Origin of the sequence: Nocardia sp. NPDC056000, from assembly GCF_042269265.1 — a bacterium.
Classification (GTDB): Bacteria; Actinomycetota; Actinomycetes; order Mycobacteriales; family Mycobacteriaceae; genus Nocardia.
On the sequence record NZ_JBHJXS010000006.1, the window covers coordinates 1 to 14,744 of the forward strand.

15 protein-coding genes and 1 pseudogene are annotated in these 14,744 nt (G+C 68.3%); 5 read left to right on the forward strand and 11 right to left on the reverse strand.

The genetic code is table 11. The annotated features are described in order from the left end of the window. Positions 1-83: 83 nt before the first annotated feature. Both ACFC4D_RS18465 and ACFC4D_RS18470 read right to left on the reverse strand, forming a co-directional pair. A complete protein-coding gene (locus ACFC4D_RS18465; RefSeq protein ID WP_376064882.1) occupies positions 84-569 on the reverse strand; it encodes a DoxX family protein in 486 nt (161 codons plus the stop codon). Positions 570-643: 74 nt separating this feature from the next. Then, a complete protein-coding gene (locus ACFC4D_RS18470) occupies positions 644-1,312 on the reverse strand; it encodes a FadR/GntR family transcriptional regulator (RefSeq protein ID WP_376064885.1) in 669 nt (222 codons plus the stop codon). 214 nt (positions 1,313-1,526) lie between these two features. On the opposite strand from ACFC4D_RS18470, the pseudogene ACFC4D_RS18475 reads away from it, so the two are divergent. After that, a pseudogene (locus tag ACFC4D_RS18475) lies at positions 1,527-2,855 on the forward strand (2-isopropylmalate synthase); the annotation flags it as partial. Between the two features lie 22 nt (positions 2,856-2,877). Here the strand turns inward: ACFC4D_RS18475 and ACFC4D_RS18480 are convergent. The 5 genes from ACFC4D_RS18480 to ACFC4D_RS18500 all read right to left on the reverse strand — a co-directional run bounded on the left by ACFC4D_RS18480 (position 2,878) and on the right by ACFC4D_RS18500 (position 7,036). Further along, positions 2,878-3,504 carry a Clp protease N-terminal domain-containing protein gene (locus tag ACFC4D_RS18480; RefSeq protein ID WP_375967807.1) on the reverse strand — a complete coding sequence of 209 codons (627 nt, stop codon included), beginning with the start codon at positions 3,502-3,504 and terminating at the stop codon, positions 2,878-2,880. Positions 3,505-3,574: 70 nt separating this feature from the next. Next, on the reverse strand, positions 3,575-4,189 hold the full coding sequence (locus tag ACFC4D_RS18485; RefSeq protein WP_375967809.1) for a DNA-3-methyladenine glycosylase: 615 nt from the start codon (positions 4,187-4,189) through the stop codon (positions 3,575-3,577). A 168-nt stretch (positions 4,190-4,357) separates the two neighbouring features. Then, a complete protein-coding gene (locus tag ACFC4D_RS18490) occupies positions 4,358-4,681 on the reverse strand; it encodes a DUF3761 domain-containing protein (protein ID WP_364643037.1) in 324 nt (107 codons plus the stop codon). A 175-nt stretch (positions 4,682-4,856) separates the two neighbouring features. After that, complete coding sequence (locus tag ACFC4D_RS18495; protein WP_376064888.1) at positions 4,857-5,783, reverse strand: RNA polymerase sigma-70 factor; 927 nt, start codon at positions 5,781-5,783, stop codon at positions 4,857-4,859. Positions 5,784-5,854: 71 nt separating this feature from the next. Beyond that, entirely contained in the window at positions 5,855-7,036 is a 1,182-nt protein-coding gene (locus ACFC4D_RS18500; protein WP_376064890.1) for an NAD(P)/FAD-dependent oxidoreductase, read from the reverse strand. Between the two features lie 179 nt (positions 7,037-7,215). Here ACFC4D_RS18500 and ACFC4D_RS18505 point away from each other — a divergent pair, with 179 nt between their 5' ends. Further along, on the forward strand, positions 7,216-7,941 hold the full coding sequence (locus ACFC4D_RS18505) for a DsbA family oxidoreductase (RefSeq protein ID WP_376064892.1): 726 nt from the start codon (positions 7,216-7,218) through the stop codon (positions 7,939-7,941). Positions 7,942-7,944: 3 nt separating this feature from the next. Here the strand turns inward: ACFC4D_RS18505 and ACFC4D_RS18510 are convergent, their stop codons facing one another. The 4 genes from ACFC4D_RS18510 to ACFC4D_RS18525 form a co-directional block, all read right to left on the reverse strand. After that, positions 7,945-8,358 (reverse strand): hypothetical protein, encoded by a 414-nt coding sequence (locus ACFC4D_RS18510; RefSeq protein WP_376064894.1) that lies wholly within the window; start codon positions 8,356-8,358, stop codon positions 7,945-7,947. Next, the gene (locus ACFC4D_RS18515; protein ID WP_376065523.1) at positions 8,355-9,497 is read right to left on the reverse strand and encodes a molybdopterin-dependent oxidoreductase; all 1,143 of its coding nucleotides are present in this window, start codon (positions 9,495-9,497) and stop codon (positions 8,355-8,357) included. Before ACFC4D_RS18515 ends, ACFC4D_RS18510 begins: the two co-directional genes overlap by 4 nt. Positions 9,498-9,813: 316 nt before the next feature. After that, positions 9,814-10,503 (reverse strand): DUF2064 domain-containing protein, encoded by a 690-nt coding sequence (locus ACFC4D_RS18520; RefSeq protein ID WP_375967819.1) that lies wholly within the window; start codon positions 10,501-10,503, stop codon positions 9,814-9,816. After that, the gene (locus ACFC4D_RS18525; RefSeq protein ID WP_364643048.1) at positions 10,500-11,165 is read right to left on the reverse strand and encodes a glycosyltransferase family 2 protein; all 666 of its coding nucleotides are present in this window, start codon (positions 11,163-11,165) and stop codon (positions 10,500-10,502) included. The genes ACFC4D_RS18520 and ACFC4D_RS18525 overlap by 4 nt, the downstream gene beginning before the upstream one ends. Positions 11,166-11,290: 125 nt before the next feature. Between ACFC4D_RS18525 and ACFC4D_RS18530 the strand changes: the two genes are divergently transcribed. From ACFC4D_RS18530 to ACFC4D_RS18540, 3 genes are read left to right on the forward strand one after another with little or no spacing between them, the layout of a single operon-like run. Then, positions 11,291-12,979: a hypothetical protein gene (locus tag ACFC4D_RS18530; protein WP_376064897.1), complete on the forward strand. Its 1,689-nt coding sequence runs from the start codon at positions 11,291-11,293 to the stop codon at positions 12,977-12,979. Positions 12,980-12,984: 5 nt separating this feature from the next. Next, positions 12,985-13,680: a response regulator transcription factor gene (locus ACFC4D_RS18535; RefSeq protein WP_376064899.1), complete on the forward strand. Its 696-nt coding sequence runs from the start codon at positions 12,985-12,987 to the stop codon at positions 13,678-13,680. Further along, positions 13,670-14,704 carry a sensor histidine kinase gene (locus ACFC4D_RS18540; RefSeq protein ID WP_375967825.1) on the forward strand — a complete coding sequence of 345 codons (1,035 nt, stop codon included), beginning with the start codon at positions 13,670-13,672 and terminating at the stop codon, positions 14,702-14,704. The genes ACFC4D_RS18535 and ACFC4D_RS18540 overlap by 11 nt, the downstream gene beginning before the upstream one ends. The last annotated feature ends 40 nt before the right edge of the window (positions 14,705-14,744 follow it).

Genomic DNA, 14,744 nt, shown 5'->3' on the forward strand with positions numbered 1-14,744 from the left:
GGACCCGCGCTCATCCGCACGCGACCGATCCGCCCCCGAGTGTCCTCGGGAGCGGATCCTGCGTCGAAGCAATATTCATCAGGTCAGTGCTTGACCAGGTCTGTGAAGGTGGCGAAGGAGGCGCGGCGCTCGTAGGCGATCCAGGCGAACATGACGGCCAGCACCAGCGGGAAGGGGGCCAGGGCCGGGGCGTCGAGCAAGAAGATCTGGGTGAGGGCGGCCAGCACGGTGGTGATGGACAGGCCCGCGGCGGCCGGACCGCTCAGGCGCGGCACCAGCAGGCCGATACCGCCGGAGACCTCGACGACACCGGTGAAGTAGCGGAACCATTCACCCCAGCCGATGTTCTGGAAGGCCACGACGGCGTCATGCTGGCCGACCAGCTTGGGCAGGCCCGAGGCGATGATGAAGAAGAGGCCGAAGATGATCTGCAGGGTCCACAGCACGCGGTTGCGGATCTTGCCGGGGGTGGCCGGGGCGGCGACGGTGGTGGTCTGGGCGGATGCGGCGATGGCGGTCATGATGAGTTTCCTTCTGGGGGTTGCGAGTTCGGGGCTGAACTCGGTCATGGGTTAGGACGGGACCCCGTACGGAAACTCATCGGTGCCGCGAAAAGAAATTTCGAGAAAGATCTTTTGCCTGGTCAGGCGAGCGCGGCCTTGAGAGCGGTGAGGTGGACGCGGCTGGCGGTGGCGGCGACATCGGGCTTGCGGGCGCGGATGGCGACATAGAGGTCTTCGTGCGCGTGATGATCGGCGGGCGGGTCGGCGATGGGCCGGATGCGGAGCATATCGATCATCGAGCGGCGCAGGCGCGGGACGAAGGCGTTGAACATCTCCAGCAGGATGTCGTTGTGCGCGGCGACCACGACGGTGCGGTGGAAGGCGGTGTCCGCGTCGACGAGGGCTTCGATCGAAGCGTCGGCCTCGGCGCGGGCGGTGAGGGCGCGCAGGATGTTTCGCAGATCCGCGGGGGTGCGCCGGGCGGCGGCCAAGGCGGCGGCTTCGGCTTCGATGGCGATGCGGGCCTCGATGACGGCGGCGATATCCGCCCGGCGCAACACGGTGTCCCAGTCCTCGGCCACATCCAGGGAGGTGACGAAAACGCCCGCACCCTGGCGGCTTTCGAGGACGCCCCGGCCCGCGAGCTCCCGGATGGCTTCGCGCAGCGTGGAGCGGCCGACGCCGAGCTGGGCGGCCAGGGTGGTTTCGCCGGGTAGCCGGTGGCCCAGTTCCCATTCCCCCGCGCGCAGCCGTTCGAGTAGTACCTCTGCGGCTTGTGCGGCGAGTGGGTGCCGCTGGACCTGGGACATATCCGTTTTGCCTCTCTACTTGTCTGAGGAGTTGTTTCCCTCTAGTCTAGGCCACATGCTTCAGGGTGTGCTGCTTCTGCTTCTCCGCCGCGACGGGCTCTGATCGACCGGCACCCCGTCCGCGGGTTGCAGTGCTGCGCCGGTCTGCCTTCCGACGCGAAAGACAGCAACCGTGTTCTCTGCAAACAACTGGAATCGTCAGCAGCCCTCCGCCATGCCGTCGCATCGGTACAGCGATGTGTACCAACGGGTTTCGGTACCCCTGACCGACCGGCACTGGCCGTCGAACCGGATCACGCGGGCCCCGCTGTGGGTGCCGGTGGATCTGCGGGACGGTAATCAAGCCCTGCACGAGCCGATGGATCCGGAGCGCAAGCGCCGGTTCTTCGAAATGCTGGTGGCCATGGGCTACAAGGAGATCGAGGTCGGGTATCCCAGCGCCTCGCAGGCCGACTTCGATTTCGTACGGCTGATCGGCACCGAAGGGCTCGCGCCCGAGGATGTGTCGATCGTCGTATTCACGCCCGCCCGAAGGGATTTGATCGAGCGGACGATCGAATCGGTGCGCGGCATCACCAATGACGTTGTCATCCATATGTATATCGCGACCGCCCCGACCTGGCGCGATGTGGTGCTGGGGTCATCGCGGGAGCAGGTGGCCGATCTGATCATGGCCGGCGGGCGCGACATCCTGGAACTGGCAGGGGATCTGCCGAATGTGCGGTTCCAGTTCTCGCCCGAGGTCTTCATGCTGACCGAACCCGATTTCGTGCTGGATATCTGTGATCGCATCACCACGCTGTGGGATGCGACGCCGCAGCGGCCGGTGGTGCTGAATCTGCCCGCGACGGTCGAGGTGGCGACGCCGAACGTGTACGCCGATCAGATCGAGTACATGCATCGGAATCTGGCGCGGCGGGACAGCGTCATCCTGTCGGTGCATCCGCACAATGATCGCGGCACCGGTATCGCCGCCGCGGAGTTGGCGTTGCTGGCCGGGGCGCAGCGGGTGGAGGGCTGCGTATTCGGCAATGGTGAGCGCACCGGCAATGTGGATCTGGCGGTGCTGGCGTTGAATCTGCACGCGCAGGGCGTGAATCCGATGATCGACTTCTCCGATATCGACCGGGTGCGCGAGACGGTGGAGTACTGCACGCGGCTGCCGATTCACGATCGGCATCCCTATGCCGGGGATCTGGTGTACACCGCGTTCTCCGGGACGCATCAGGACGCCATCAGGAAGGGGTTCGCCGAACATCGGTCCCGGGCCGCGGAAGTTGGGCAGCAGGAGCGTGAAATCCCTTGGCGGGTACCGTATCTGCCGATCGATCCGGCCGATGTTGGCCGCTCCTACGATGCGGTGATCCGGGTGAATTCGCAGTCCGGCAAGGGCGGTATCGCGTATCTGCTGGAGCAGGAGTACGGGATAGAGATGTCGCGGCGCACTCAGATCGAGTTCGCGCGGTACGTGCAGGAGTATCTGGATCGCACCGGGACCGAGGTGTCGGCGATGACGCTGCGGGAGTTGTTCATCGAGCGCTACGGGGCCGACGCCATGGCGTGATTCACGCGTCCGCATCCTCTCGACCGCCGCCGAGCCGCTGCTCCAGTTCGGTGACGCGGCGTTCGAGGGCCGCGATGCGCTGTTCCAGGTCATCGGAACCGTTGGCGCGGTCGTCGGATCCGGCGGGTTCGGGATCCTCGCCGATGTCCCGCAGTAGCGGTGCCGCCTCCGGGATGCCGTGCGATTCGAGCACCCGGGCGCGCACCCGGTCGGCGTCCGCGTCCATGGCGCGCAGCACCTGCGCGGCCACGCCCTCACCCTCCACGACCAGGCCGAGCAGCAGATGTTCGGGACGAATCTCGTTCTGCCCCAGATCTTTCGATTCGTAGAACGAGATCTCGAGCACCCGGCGCGCCCTGGGAGTGAAGGGAATGTGTCCCGATGCGGCCGCCGTACCCCGGCCGATCAACTCCCCCACCCGGCCGCGCACCGCGTCCAGGCTGATGCCGAGGTCGGCGAGTATGCGCGCCGCCACTCCGTCGTCATCGCGCAGCAGTCCGAGCAGCAGATGTTCGGTGCCGATGTAATTGTGATCGAAGCCCAGGGCCTCTTCCTGGGCCAGGATGACGATCCGGCGGGCTTGCGGCGAGAAGCGATCGAACATGGCATGGACCCCCTTGCTGAGCACTGTGCTTTCCACGGTAGCCCCGGCCGGGGTGGTTCTCGCCGAATCCGCTGGTGTACTTCGGGTTCGGGTGTCAAGCGGGGTGCGGGGCGCGCGGGCTGCGGCGGTAGGCCGATACCGCCGGTGAATCGGTGAGCCAGAGCCGCCACGGCCGATCGGCGGCCAGGCTCACGCCGACCCGGGGGCCGGCGGAAATCGCGGTGGGATCGGTGATTTCGGGTCCGAGTTCCAGGCGGATCGGCGATTTCGGGTCGAAGAGGTGAATACCGTAGTCGCTCAAGGAGATTCCGAGGGCGCTGCCGACATTGCCGGGGCCTTTGGCGAGTGCGGCATCGGTGCGCGCGGCGGGACGGCGGGCGCGGGCCTCGTCCTGACCGGCGATGATCTCGCCCGCACGGATGAGTACGGCGCTGGCGATGCCGTCGGGACCGGTGGTGACGTTCACGCAGGTGTGCATGCCATAGCTGAAGTAGACGTACAGCACGCCCGGCGGGCCGAACATAACGGCATTGCGTGGGGTGCGGCCCCGCCCCGAGTGCGCGGCGGGATCGTGCCACGGTCCGGCCGGATCTCCCCCGTATGCCTCGACCTCGACGATTCGCATACCGACCGGCCCGGACCACAACGTCGCGCCGAGCAGTCTGCGAGCGGCGAGCAACGGTTCGACGGCCAATAGGTCGGCATCCACGACAGGCCATTGTTCCGGAACGGGTTCCGGGCCGGCACACGGGACGGCGTAATGATCCGGAGCGCATCGGCGGTGCCGGTGACGGCGGAACCCGCGCACCCGGACTCGGGCGCGCGGGTTCCGGTGCGCCGTCCCGGTAGGGATTCGGGACGGCGATCGGTCAATCGATTACAGCCACTGGGAGACGCCGCCGTGGTGCGAGCAGGTGCCGCGGCGGGTCTGGCTGAAGCTGTAGGTGCCGTCGCCGCAGCGGGCGGTGGCGCCGTCGGGCGCGGTGTCCGACTGCTGCGGGCGCTGGACGCAATTGCCCTGCGCGTTCTCGTACTGGCTGGACGGGCAGGCCGCTTCCATCAGTACGGGTGCGGCGGTGGCCGGCGCGGAGGTGAAGGCGGCCGCGCCCATCATGACGGCGAACAGGGCGGGTAGTGCGGAGCGCTTCGCCAATGCGGCGGACCGGCCGATCAGGGCCGGTCGGGTTCCCCCAAAACTCATTCGGAATCCTTCTAGCAGTGCGTTTTTCGGTCGGGGAACGTACATCCCCCCGGATTGAGCCGCGTTAGCGTAGCGCGGGACGGTTGCTCTGCTGGATGGCCGATCTCAGGTTGGCACGGGATGACAGTGTTTTCCGTGAGAGGTGGCAAGTTCCGTCGGTCGTGAGCAGAGGTAGCTAATCCGTTGCGGGATGGGCGTTCTCCCCCGCACCCGGTCGCAGCCCGGAGAGTTTGTCGGGATTGAGCTGGAAGCGCAGATTCTCGATGCGCCCGCCGACCAGATCGAAAGTGAGTGCGCCGACGATGAACTCACCGATCTTGCCGAGGATGCCGAGTTCGCCATTGATGACCGCGGGTTCGAGCCGAATGCCCGCGCTGACCGGTTTGGCCATGACACCGAGCATCCAGCGCGCCACATGATCCGGGCCGTACAGCGGGCGGCGCGCGGCGGTGACCTTGCCGCCGCCGTCATTCCACAGCGTCACCTCCGGCGCGAGCAATTCCATCAGGGCGTTGACATCGCCACCGTGACAGGCGGCCATGAACCGGTCGGTGATCTCCCGGCGCGCGGTGTCATCGGCGTCGAAGCGCGGTCGGCGCGATTGCACGTGCGAGCGGGCGCGATGCGCGATCTGGCGCACGGTGGTCTCGGGGCGGTCCAGGAATCCGGCGATCTCGGCGTGTGAATAGCCGAACACCTCGCGCAGGACGAAGACCGCTCGCTCCACCGGGGTGAGGGTTTCCAGTACGACCAGCATGGCGGTCGACACGGTGTCGGCCATCTCGGTCTCCTCGGCGGCATCGGCGCTCACGGTGAGCAGGGGTTCGGGTAGCCAGGGGCCGATATAGGTTTCGCGGGTGGCCCGGGCGGAGGTGAGGCGGTTCAGGCACAGATTGGTGACGGTGCGGACCAGGTAGGCCCGCGGGTGCTCGACCGAATCATGGTCGGTGGCATGCCATTTGAGCCAGGTGTCCTGCAGGATGTCCTCGGCGTCGGCGACCGAGCCGAGCATTTGATATGCCGTGCCGAAGAGCAGCCTGCGGTGTTCGACGAAGGGGTCGATCTCGTCGCGGGCTGGTGTCACGGTGTCACGGTCCGGCATGGGCGTCATGTCTACCTGGCCTTACGGGTCGAAGCCAATGGCGGGCCGGTTCCGGCCCGCCGGTCCCGGCGTCACGCGCCGGTGCGGGTGGCGCGGCCGCCCTTGGACAGCTGGACGGGCATGGGGAAGCGCTTGCTCATGGCGTACGAGGTCAGAACACTGCTGCTGACCGACTCCTTGTAGGCGACGGCAGCCCTGCCCTTCAGGTACCAACGCTTCGGGGTGTCATCGGCCTTGGTGAACTGGATGACCGCATCCTTGCGGCCGAGGCTGACCGGCTGGTGGAAGTAGCCGAAACGGAAGGGGCGCACGGCTTTACCGCGCAGCAGCTTCGCGACCGTCGACGCGGTGTACGCGGCGGTGGGCAATCCGCTCTGGCAGGTGCCGTGGATCCGGCCCCACGCCTGATCGATGGCGGCCGCGTCACCGATGGCGTGCACGTCCGGGTGCGAAATCGAGCGCAATGTCGGATCGGTGCGGATGAGACCCTGTGCGTCGGTGGCGATTCCGGCCTCGGTGGCGAGTGCGGACACCTTGACGCCGGTGGTCCACAGGGTCATGTCCGAGTGCACCATCTCACCGGTGTCCAGTCGCACGGCATCGGGGAGCACCTTGGTGACCTTGACGCCCACGCGCCGCTCGATGCCGAAGCGGTCCAGCGCGCGATTGAGATACGCACGCGCCTTATCGCCCATCATCGCGCCGGGTTCGTTGTAGCTGATCAGGGTGACGGTGAGCTCCGGATGCGCTTCGGCGATCTCGGTGGCGGCTTCGATTCCGGTGAGGCCGCCGCCGCAGACGGTGACCGAACCGCCTTGTCGCGCAATCTCATTCAGGCGAATCGAGAACCGGTGTGCCTGGCGCGGATCGTTCAGGGTCCAGGCGTGGTCGCTCGCGCCGGGGACCGTGCCGGTGTCGGTCGTGCTGCCGAGCGCGTAGACCAGGGTGTCGTAGGGCAGCCGCACGGCGTCGTCGAGGGTGACGATGCGCGCCTCCGGATCGATGGCGGTGGCCGCGGCCTGCCGGAATTCGATACCGGTGCCCGCGATCAGATCCGCGATCCGGTGATCGCCGAGTTCCTGTCCGGCCGCGATCTGGTGCATGCGCAACCGCTCGGTGAAGCGCGCCGACGGATTCACCAGGGTGATGTGCACGGCGAGTGTGCGGGTGCGGCTGGCCAGTTGCAGGGCGGCCAGCATGCCGGTGTAGCCGGCGCCGAGGACGACGATTTCGTGGGTGTCGGTGGTGTTCATCGCTGCGCTCCGAAGGGTGTGTTCCCGTGTGGTCGGCTATGGGACAGCCGAGGGCCCGCGAACGTGACAACCGCGTCGCGTGACCTGGGTCACCATGGAATCTTCGGGCCTCGCCGCCGGTTGGTTCATACGGTGGCCGGGTCTCCGGCCTGCGAGTTTCCGCTATCGAGTGAGGTGTGATGGCCGTACAGGTCGAGATCTGGACCGATATCAACTGCCCGTTCTGCTATCTGGGCAAGCGGCGGTTCGAGGAGGCCCTCGAAGCTTTCCCGCACCGCGACGCGGTATCGGTGGTGCACAAATCCTTCGAGCTGGATCCGACGCTGCCGCGCGATCACAGTGATGCGGTGGTGCCGCATATCGCCGAGAAGTACGGGATCAGCGAGGCGCAGGCCGCGGCGAATGAGCGCGGTATCGGCGCGCAGGCCGAGGCGGCGGGACTGACGTACCTGACCTCGGGACGTGACTTCGGCAATAGCTTCGATATGCATCGGCTGCTGCACTTCGCGCTCGCGGAGGGTCGTCAGGAGGCGTTGCTGGACGCGCTGTACGCGGCCAATTTCGCGGTGGACGCACCGCTGTTCGGTGATGCCGAGCGGCTCGTTCAGGTCGCGGTGGGCGCGGGCTTCGATGAGTCGGCCGTACGCGAGGTACTCGACTCCGATGCCTACGCCGAGGCGGTGCGCGCCGATGAGGCCGAGGCGGCCGCGCTCGGAGCGCGGGGTGTGCCGTTCTTCGTCATCGATCGTAAGTACGGGGTGTCGGGCGCGCAGCCGCCGGAGGTGTTCGCGCAGGCGCTGGAGCAGGCGTGGAGTGATCACGCACCGCAGCTGGTGACGCTGCCCGGGGCCGCGGACGCCGAGGCGTGCGGTCCGGACGGTTGCGCTGTGCCGGAACGGAATTGACGGTCAGTCGACCGTGGGACGGGTGGTGCGGACGCGGCGCAGCATGAGTGCGACCAGGGTCCACACCACCGCCAGTGAAATGAGCAGTCCCGCAAGGTAATCGCGGTTCAGGATGGTGGGGTTGCTCGCGAGCGCTCCCGCACGATCGATGACCGGGACCGCGATCAGCACCAGGGTGATCGTGCAGACCGCGCCGCAGGCGACCGGAGCCCACCAGGCGGACGGGAGCAGACGGCGCGCGGCCACGCCGAGGGCGGCGGCGATCGGTGCGAAAACGCCGTCGTGCAACAGGATTCCGGCGGCGAACCAGAGCGCGATAGAGCGCAGATCTGCGGGATTCATCTCCAGCAGCAGGCTGATGCCGTACCAGCCGAGCCACAGCCCGAGCGCGATGAGCAGCACGCGAATGATTCTCACGAGAGCACCTCGATGGTCGAAAGCCATTTGGTTTGCAGGACTCCGGGGCGATTCGGGGCGATGAGACGGCAGGGGTAGCCGTGGTCCAGGGTGAGGTCCTCGCCATTGAGGCGCAGCGCCACCAGGGTGGAGTCGTCGACGGCGTGACGGCGCGGCAGTACCGAGGTGCGGTAGAGGCCGCCGGGTTCGAGGGATTCGAAACGCACATCGCCGCCGTGGAATTCGCCGACCGCGGTGAGCAGATCGCGCAGGCGCACACCGGACCAGTGGGCCGAGGCGCTCCAGCCTTCGACGCAGGCGATCGGCAGGGCGGCGGCGGTTTGCGGTAGCGCGGCCAATTCGGCGCGGCTGAATTCGCGATGACCGCCGGACGTGCGCACCGTGAGCCGGTAGCCGGGATCGCGGGCCTTGTCCCCCACCCCGGCATCGGCGGCGGTGCGGTTGATCGGAACGCCCTGCGGGCCTTCACCATTGCGCGGCGCGAGCACCGCCACCCAGCGCAGGAAGGGCACGGTCTGGCCCGCCACCGCCAAACCCGCTACGACCGCGCCGATTCCGGCGGTGGTCAGCACCGCACGCCGGGAGATGCCGGAGAGTGTCGAATCCTCCCGCACCACAGTCTTTTCCGTCTCGGCAATCGGTCGGCTCAGAGCGGTGCGGATGACCGGTAGTTTCACGGCGAGATGAATCGCCAGCGCGCCCAACGCCACATAGGCCATGGCGTAGTGCGTGGTGGTGAAGAAGAACTTCCACGGGTAGAACTGCGCCGTATTGAACAGTCCGGTGACCAGCTGGAAAATCACCGAACCCACCAGCAGCGCAATCGATCCGCGCTCCAGCATGCGCAGCGGATTCCCGATGAGCGGACGGCTGAACAGTCGCGGATACACCGCCCACAGCTTGACCAGCAGCAGCGGAATGGCGATGACACCCGAGATCACATGCGCGCCCTGGGTGACCCGATACAGCCACACCGGATTCGCGGGCCAGTAGAACCACGTCGGCGGATGCTGAATCCAATGACTGATCAGCCCGGTCAGGAAGCAGACGGTGATGCTGAGGCCCAACGCGATTCCGACCCGGGCCGCCACCGCCGGACCGCGCGCCGCCGAAATTCGATGGACGAGCGGGTCGGGCAGCAGTAGCCCCGCCCCCTCGGGAACCGTCGGCGCGGTCGGCCGAGCCTGCTCCGAATCCTGCTGCTCGATAGGGGCGTTCGCCACAGAATCGGCGCTCGCACCCGCGGCTTCGGCGCTCGGCCGAGCGACGGCGTCTTTCGCTCCCGGCGTGCGGCCCGTTCCCGTGTGCTCCGAAGCGGCCGGGTTCGTCGCCGATGCCGGCGCGGCTGCTGGTGTATTCGGTCCTGCCGCACCGGTGTCGGCGCGATCATCGCGGGGCTGTCGCGGTGTCGTATTCATTGGGCCGGATGCATTCTCGGGTCGGGGCGGTGGGCTGTCACAGCAGGGCGGGGGTCGCTGCCGCGCCGAGCCGATCGAAGGTCGCGGCGAATTGGCCGGTGGAGTGCGCCGCGACCGTGACGGCGTCGGCGTAGGTGTCGACGTCGGTGAGGACCGGGAGGCGGTGGACGCGGTAGCCGCAGCGGCGCACGGCCTCCCGGGTGAGTTCGCCGGTGCGGGCGGTGGACATGGGGACCTCGGTCAGCAGGCGAGCGGGGCGCGGATCGGTCAATCCCAGTGCCCACCAGCCACCGTCGGCGGCCGGTCCGAGGACGGCGTCACCGCTGGCGGTCAGATGCAGGACCGAGCGGGTGAGGAGTTCGGGACCGGCCTGCGGGGTGTCCATGCCGATTTGCAGGACGGGGACGCCGAATTGGGCGGCGTCGGCGTGCGCGTTGGCGAGACGTTCGCCGAAGGTGTTGCCGCGCTGCGGGATCACGGTGAAATCGCGCAGCGCGAGGGACAGCGCGGCGGATTCCTGTGCGTCGTCGAGGTTTCCGGTCCAGGCGACCATGCGATGCCTGGCGCCGCAGGCGCGCACGGCCGCCAGGGTGTCCAGGAGTGCGGCGGCGGCCAGGCGGGCGGCGTCGCGGGGTGAGAACGGCGGCGTCAGACGGGTTTTGGCGAAGCCCGCGATGGGGGCCTTGGCGATCACGAGCAGGGTGGCGGGGACGGTGGCGGGCCTCATCGGACACTCCAGAAGTCTTTGGCTGCGCGCAGGGTGCCGCGCAGCGAGCCGGAAACCTTGGATCGGCCGTGCGTGCGCGGCCGGTAGGTGATATCGCGTTCGACCAGTCGCCAGCCGGAATGCGCTGCGGCGACCAGCAATTCGAGCGGATAGCCGGAGCGCGGGTGCAACGGGCCCAGATCGAGCAGGCGGGTGCGGTGCACCACGCGCATGGCCGCCACATCGTGGACGGCCAGGCCGTAGCGGTGCCGCAGGCGGGCGGCGACGAGTTGATTGCCCAGGCGGGCATGCCAGGGCCAGGCGCCCGCGCGGTGGGCGCGGCGGCGGCCGACCACCATATCGACCTCGGGCCCGAGTTCGGCTACCAGGCCGGGCAATTCGCGCGGATCCATGGAGCCGTCGCCGTCCAGTACGGCCACCACCGCGGTGCGGGCGGCGTGCACGCCCGCCTGCACGGCGCTGCCGTAGCCGGGTTCGGGTTCGGCCACGACCTGTGCGCCCGCGAGCCGGGCGACGGCGGCGGTGGCATCGGTGGAACCGTTGTCCACCACGATCACCCGGTAGTCGCGCGGGATTGCCGAGAGTACGCCGGGCAGTGCGCCCGCTTCGTCCTTGCATGGGATCACGACGGTGACGCCGTGTTCAACCTCGGATTCGGTCACCCCATGACCGTAGGGCCCAACCGGGTGTTTTCACCGGTAGCGACCGGTGACGAAAGTATGACGAGACCTGGACCGACGCTCATTTCGCGGTGGATCGGCGGGTCGGGCGGCCTAGGGTGGAATCCGTGCGGAATGCCCCCGTCCTGACTCCCCCGCGCCGCCTCACCGGCCGCGCCGATGTGTACTGCGCGACGGCCGGAGCGGTCCTCGTCGCAGCGGCTTTCCTATACCCGCGAATCCTCAGCGAACCGGCGCGCGGGCGGTTGTACGCCGGGGCCGCGCCGATCTTCGGTAATTGGCTGCCGCATATCGGCTGGGGCACCGCGCCCGCCATCGGCGTGGCGGCACTGGTGATCAGCTACGGGCCAACTCTCGCGCGCCAACTGCCTTGGCGGCGGGCGCTCGCGCTGACCTGGTTGACCGCGATCGCCTGGGCGTTCGCGCTGGCCATGGTCGACGGCTGGCAGCGCGGTTTCGCGGGCCGCCTCACCACCCGCGACGAATACCTGCACGAGGTGGGCGGCGTACACGATATCGCCGCCATGCTGCGCGGATTCTCCGGCCGCATCCTCGATTTCCAGCCCAACTCCTGGACCACCCATGTCTCCGGCCACCCGCCGGGTGCACTGCTCAGCTTCGTGCTGCTGGACCGTATCGGCCTCGGCGGCGGAGCCTGGGCGGCAACACTGTGCCTGCTCGTGGGAACCAGTGCGGTGGTGGCGATTCCGGTCGCGATTCGCGCCCTCGGATCGGCGGACCTCGACGACGGCGCGGGTGTGGCCCGCCACGGCGCGGCTACCGGCGATCAGCCGAGATGGTTCAGCCGATTCGCCGGAAGCTCCGGTGCCGCGCCCGAATTCACCGATATCGCCGAGCAGCGCGCTCGCGCCGCACTACCGTTCCTGGCCCTCGCACCCGCGGCGATCTGGATCGCGGTGTCCGCCGACGCGCTCTTCGCCGGTGTGACGGCGTGGGCGGTGGCATTACTCGCGATTGCCACGCGGGGGCAGCGGCATTGGGTGGCGACGGGGCTCGCCGCCGGTCTGCTCTTCGGCTTCGGCATATTCCTGAGCTACGGCCTCGTGCTGATGGCGGTCGCCGCCGCCTTCGTCCTCGCGGCCCGCACATTCCGTCCGGCCATCCCCGCGCTCATCGGCGTACTGCTGGTGGTGGCCGCGTTCAAGGCCGCCGGATTCTGGTGGCTCGACGGCTATCACCTTGTGGTGCAACGGTATTACCAGGGCATCGCGAGCGAGCGACCGTACTCCTATTGGGTGTGGGCGAATCTCGGAGGCACCGTGTGCGCCCTCGGCTTGGCTCCGGTGGCGGCCCTGGCGCGGGTCGCGCGCGGCATAGCGCCGAATATGCCGGGGCCCGCGTCCGCCGCCGATTCGGCGGCACAACTCGCACCGGCCGCGGTAGCGCCCGCACACCCGGACGCGGGGAGCGCATTCGACGGAGAGGCGGCCGTCTCGGACCGGGAAGGCGTTGTCGCGTTGTCCGCCCCGCACGATGGTGGGGGGATGAACCCCGGCGGACCTGCCGCACGGTACTCCGCGCTGCTCAATGCCGTGCGGAACTGGCGCGGCGCGGTCGATCCGGCCGCATTGGTGGCGGCGGCGGGGCTGGCCGCGCTTTTGCTCGCGGATCTCAGTGGGTTGAGTAAGGCTGAGACGGAGCGGATTTGGTTGCCGTTCACGGTGTGGGTGATCGCGGGGGCGGGGTTGTTGCCCGCGCGGTGGGGGCGGGTGTGGCTGGGTGTGCAGGCGGTGGGGGCGCTGGTACTCGTTCATTTCATTCTGACGAATTGGTGAGGCAGATGCGGATTTTGGTGGCCGATGACGATCCCGTGGTGCGCGAGGTGGTGCGGCGATATCTGGAGCGGGACGGGCTCGAGGTGATCGAGACCGCGGATGGGCCCGCCACCGCGGCGGTGCTGGCACGCGAGGATATCGATCTGGCGGTGCTGGATGTGATGATGCCGCCGCCGGATGGGATCGATCTGACCCGGTCGGTGCGGTCCGGTCCGCGGCCGGGGACGCCGATCATTCTGCTCACCGCGCTCGGGGACGAGGATGACCGGGTGATCGGATTGCAGGCGGGGGCGGACGATTACGTGACCAAGCCGTTCAGTCCGCGCGAGCTGGCGTTGCGGGTGGCCTCGGTGTTGCGGCGGGCGAATCCGGCGGTGGCCGGGGATCAGGTGCTGCGCAGCGGGAGCGTGGAGGTGCGCCGGGCCGCGCGGGTGGTGACGGTGGACGGTGCGCCGGTGGAGTTGACCGCGCGGGAATTCGATCTGCTGCTGTTCCTGCTGTCGAATCAGCAGCGGGTGTTCAGCCGGGACGAATTGCTGGCGCAGGTGTGGGGGTGGACGTTCGGTGATCAATCCACCGTCACCGTGCATATCAAGCGGTTGCGCGCGAAACTCGGTGCGGCGCATCGCATCGACACCGTATGGGGTCGCGGATACGCCTGGGGCCGCGTCGATGCCGAGGAGGCGAGCCGTGCCGACTGATATGCCCGGCCTGATCGGTTACGCACTGGCCGCGTCGCTGCCGGTGGTGCTGTTGGGCGCGCTACTGCTGCGCTATCTGCGCAACCGGTCCATGACCACGAGTATGGCCGTGCTGGTGCTGATTCCGACGCTCGCCACCCTCAGCGGTGTGGTGGCGGTGAGCGGGCTCATGTTCGGTGATGAATTCGAGCGGCTCGCGGTGGTGCTGGCCGTGGTCACCGCGGTGACGGTGCCCGCGGCGGTAGTGCTCGGGCGCGCGCAGGCGCGAACCATGGTGTGGGAGAGGGAAATGCTGGAGCAGGAACGCGCGGCCGAACGATCGCGGCGGGAGTTGGTGGCGTGGGTGAGCCATGACCTGCGCACGCCGCTGGCCGGTATCCGCGCCATGGGTGAGGCGCTGGCCGACGGTGTGGTCGCCGAGACCGCGGATGTGGAGCGGTACGCGAATCAGATTGTGCGCGAGACGAATCGGCTCTCCACCATGGTGGATGACCTGTTCGAGATGTCGAAGATCAATTCGGGTGCGCTGCGGCTGAGTCTGGAACCGGTGGATCTGCGTGAGCTCATCGACGAGGTGCTCGCCGCCAATCAGCCCACCGCGCAGCGCGCCGGGGTGACGTTGACCGCGCGGCAACCCGGGGATCGAATCCTGGTGGCGGGCAGCGATCACGCGCTCAGCCGGGTGCTCACCAACCTGGTCGCCAATGCCATCGCGCACACCCCGCCCGGCGGGCGCATCGATATCTCCACCGGCATCGACGGCGGATACGCCTGGGCGCGGGTCGAAGACACCGGCCCGGGTATCGCCCCCACCGACCTGCCCCGCATCTTCGAGGTCGCCTACCGCGGCACCTCCGCCCGCTCCCCCGCCGCCGACGCACTGGGCAGCAGCAGCGGGATGGGACTGGCCATCGCGGCGGGATTGGTGGAGGCGCACCACGGCGATATCACCGCCGAGAACCGCGAGCACGGCGCACGATTCCAGGTGCGACTGCCGTTGCTGACCGGTGCAGGGGCGTCCTGACCGAGTACGCGACCCGAGTGTATGGATCCCGGCCAAAAGC

Bases quoted from the DNA above. Each gene is read 5' to 3' on its own strand.
- ACFC4D_RS18465 (WP_376064882.1), bottom strand. From the start codon at position 569: ATGACCGAGTTCAGCCCCGAACTCGCAACCCCCAGAAGGAAACTCATC.
- ACFC4D_RS18470 (WP_376064885.1), bottom strand. From the start codon at position 1,312: ATGTCCCAGGTCCAGCGGCACCCACTCGCCGCACAAGCCGCAGAGGTA.
- ACFC4D_RS18490 (WP_364643037.1), bottom strand. From the start codon at position 4,681: ATGAGTTTTGGGGGAACCCGACCGGCCCTGATCGGCCGGTCCGCCGCA.
- ACFC4D_RS18495 (WP_376064888.1), bottom strand. From the start codon at position 5,783: ATGCCGGACCGTGACACCGTGACACCAGCCCGCGACGAGATCGACCCC.
- ACFC4D_RS18500 (WP_376064890.1), bottom strand. From the start codon at position 7,036: ATGAACACCACCGACACCCACGAAATCGTCGTCCTCGGCGCCGGCTAC.
- ACFC4D_RS18505 (WP_376064892.1), top strand. From the start codon at position 7,216: ATGGCCGTACAGGTCGAGATCTGGACCGATATCAACTGCCCGTTCTGC.
- ACFC4D_RS18520 (WP_375967819.1), bottom strand. From the start codon at position 10,503: ATGAGGCCCGCCACCGTCCCCGCCACCCTGCTCGTGATCGCCAAGGCC.
- ACFC4D_RS18535 (WP_376064899.1), top strand. From the start codon at position 12,985: ATGCGGATTTTGGTGGCCGATGACGATCCCGTGGTGCGCGAGGTGGTG.